Annotated in this window: 2 protein-coding genes; both read right to left on the minus strand. The window is 40.7% G+C overall.

Going from position 1 to position 3,569, the window contains the following annotated elements; genetic code table 11:
- Positions 1-263 (minus strand): hypothetical protein (locus tag IJN28_05970; protein MBQ6713313.1); only part of this gene is annotated, 263 nt, incomplete at its 3' end.
- A gap of 122 nt (positions 264-385) precedes the next feature.
- A partial coding sequence (locus IJN28_05975; protein ID MBQ6713314.1) for a DEAD/DEAH box helicase family protein occupies positions 386-3,569 on the minus strand: 3,184 nt, incomplete at its 5' end.

Raw genomic sequence — 3,569 nt, forward strand, 5'->3', positions numbered from 1 at the left:
CCCACCTCTTTAATAATAGGAATGAATACAGGATTTTCACATTTCGATTCAACTAATTTCTTTAACGCTTTAGCTTTTTCTTTCAATTTCTTCTCACTATAATAATAAAAATATTTAAGAAGAGTGAGTAATTGCGGTTGTTCATCTTTATCAAAGGCAGTTAACCATGTGCTAATTTTTTTACCATACTCATACCGCACATCCATACCACCCCAACGCTTAGTTATTTTCTCATATTTAGGCCTTTTTCTAGGTTTTGCCACTTTACTCACTCCCTTAGAATCAACTTATGTCAAATTTTCATCGTCTTCGCTCTCCACAATGCAGTTCGTTTACATTTTATTGCACCCATTGCATATAATAAGGCGAATTTCACCTATTCAATCTACGCACTAACAATAACAGCGTTATCTCTGACTTTGTTGATTGCGCCCACGATCGCCGTTTGCGTTTTGAGGTCAAACAGCTTAGCAAAACTTAACGGTTTATCGAATGGTGGTTTCATGAGCATTGTCGGACTTTCCATATACCCATTCAACTCAATATGGTTGATGATCTTCTCAACAAATGCGATCTGGTTTGCTTTTAGTGACTGATCGTTGATGAATTGTGAGAAAGCTTCCATAGCAGCACCGCGATCCATTTTAGCGATCTTTCTTACCAACAAACCAAACGGTGTATCACCGAATTCTCTCTTATAATCTTCCTGTGTGCCCAGTTCACTAGTCAACACACGTTCTAATTCTTGATAGTCTCCAGGCGCAAGAGGAATATTATGTGTGAGCTTGTAAATAGCCATCGTATTACCGTGTTCATTGACATAGCGATTGACCTTCACACGATAATCCTCAAAATCATATGCAGGGTCTAACTGCTCGCCCTCTTTTTTATCAATAACAGGATCAACCAAATGTGTAACGATTATCGGTTTTCCGTCACCATCATCTAAAAACTTGACGAGGTCACGCAGTTCTTTTCTTACTTTTTCAAACAACAGAATATCATTTGCTTCCCAGAATTCATCAGTATTGAGGTCTTTGATGAGCGGGAGCTTTTCTTTGACCTGTGGAATGCTGACTTTTCCTTCTAGCAACGTCCCCATGTTACACAACTGCTTTTTCGCATATTTAAACGATGGCATTTGTTCCATGCAAGCAATTATCATACCATACATGAAGTTATCGAATCGCTTAGCATATTCATCGGTATCATCCATGTGGACGATCGGTGCTATGTCTGTAAGCAGTTCCCCTTTGTCTCCTTCGCTGAGATAGTTGAAGGAACCGGGCTTCTTGAATTTTTCAACACTCTGTAACCGCAAGCGTACTGTAATCAATTCAGTATTCAGCTCTTGTACCTGTTCAAAACATGCATTCGCCAGTTCCGATCGCCATGATTGATAGTCATCGCCTGCGTATGCACTGTGCTGTAACATTACCGCCAATCTAACACGTTTGCCAAAGATATTCTCTGACAGCGATTTAGCATCTTTAGCTTCAAAACCTTCTTTATAGGTACGGAAAAATTCAAAATTACCACAGTAATCAAAGATAAGGAATCTTTTCTTATCGGTATATTCTCCGTCAATTTGGTCAATACAAGTCAAGCCCTTACAAAGACGAGTACCGCGACCGATCATCTGCCAGAACTTCACTTTGGAACGAACTTTCTTGAAAAATACGAGATTGACACATTCAGGTACATCTATTCCTGTATCCATCATATCGACCGATACTGCAATGATCGGGTCTTTATCAGGCATCTTGAAATCATCAATGATCGTCTGTGCATACGCATCATCACAGATAACGCGCTGTGCAAAGGTTCCTTTGAACTTAGGATACAGTTTATTGAATCGCTCCAAAATGAATTCTGCATGGCGTTTATTCTGTGCAAATATGATAGTTTTGCCCAGTCTGTCACCGCCCGCAACACGAATGCCGCGTTCCATCAAGTCTTGCAGTACTGTATCGACAGTTGTTTCATTGAACACGAATTTATTCATCAGTGTTGACGAGATAAACTCCGGCATGACTCCATCTTCAAAGAAATCTCTTTCATATCTTTCCTTATCCTCATCTGATAAGTCATCGTATGTAATACCATCGTCCAAGAACTTCGTTTTTACTTCATAATTGTAGTATGGAACAAGCACATGGTCTTGATAGACTGCAGTCTCATAATCATATGCGTATGTAGGAACCCCATGCTCCATCTCAAAGAATTCATAGGTATTGCGGTCTACATCTGTTTTTGGTGTTGCCGTCAATCCTACCAATATTGCATCAAAGTATTCGAAAATTGCTCTATATTTCTTGAAGATACTGCGATGGCTCTCGTCGATGATAATAAGGTCAAAATGTGCAGGCGTAAAGAATCGTTGACCGTTATCTTTCTTTGTATTATCTATTGCATTCAAGATCGTTGGATATGTAGAAAAGACGATTCTGGCATTACGATCATCTTTGTTGGAGCAAAGATTACAAAGCGACATATCCGGCAGATAGTCTTTGAAAGCATCTTTAGCCTGTTTTACGAGTGCAGTACGGTCTGCCAAAAACAGAATATTGGTTATGTGCTTACCGCGACTGAGAACATCAGTTAAGCCTGCGGCTGTTCTTGTTTTCCCTGTACCTGTTGCCATGACAAGAAGGTGTTTTCTGAATCCTTCTTCTGCCTTTTCACATACAGCACGAATGGCAGCCATCTGATAGTGACGTCCCGAAATTTTCTCGTCGATTGGTATACTCGTAAGATTCATTCGCTCTGTGCGACGATTCATCAGCTTCTGCAGATCGTTCTTGCTGAATATACCGCTTACTTTGCGTTGTGGGCTACTCTTATCGTCCCAGTAATAAGTCTCAAATCCGTTTGTTGTAAACATTATAGGACGGCGACCAAACTTACGTTCCAAGCAATCTGCATACAGCATTGCCTGTTTACGACCGATATTGGGGTCTTTACTGGAACGTTTCGCTTCTACTACTGCAAGCGGCATACCGTCTTTGCCAAACAAGACATAGTCTACAAAGCCTTGTTGCCCAATAATCCCCATCATATCATCAACGGGATATTCTTCTTGCACATCAGCATCTGCACCGTCAAATTTCCATCCCATGAGCTTCATATCTACATCTATATAGATTTTACGCGTTTTGAACTCAGAGATATCGACAGGCACGAAGTTACGTTCCTGTTGATGCTGTTCTTTAGCGGCAGTAAGCTGTTCAGACATCTGCTCTATTTTTTTGCGCAGAGCCTCGATCTCAGCATCCTTTTCACCGAGCAGACTTTCCTGTTCTTTGATTTTCTTGGTATCAACGATCACACGCTCTTGCGGGATTTTTGCTTCATCAAACTGCCGTTCTTCATAATCCTTGCCATAGCAATAGTCTACCCATTGAATGAATTCGAAAAGTCCCTGCAAGGAAATAAGTGCATCACTAGCTTGCACGCTACGTTCTGTATGGACTGCCAGATTGCCCAATTTAATAACAAACGGAAGCTTGCCCCATGTCTTATTATCTACAGCGAAGCGGAATGTCGGTTCATGTATAAGTGCTTGTAAG

This window comes from Selenomonadales bacterium (assembly GCA_017442105.1).
In the GTDB taxonomy this organism is placed as follows: Bacteria; Bacillota; Negativicutes; order RGIG982; family RGIG982; genus RGIG982.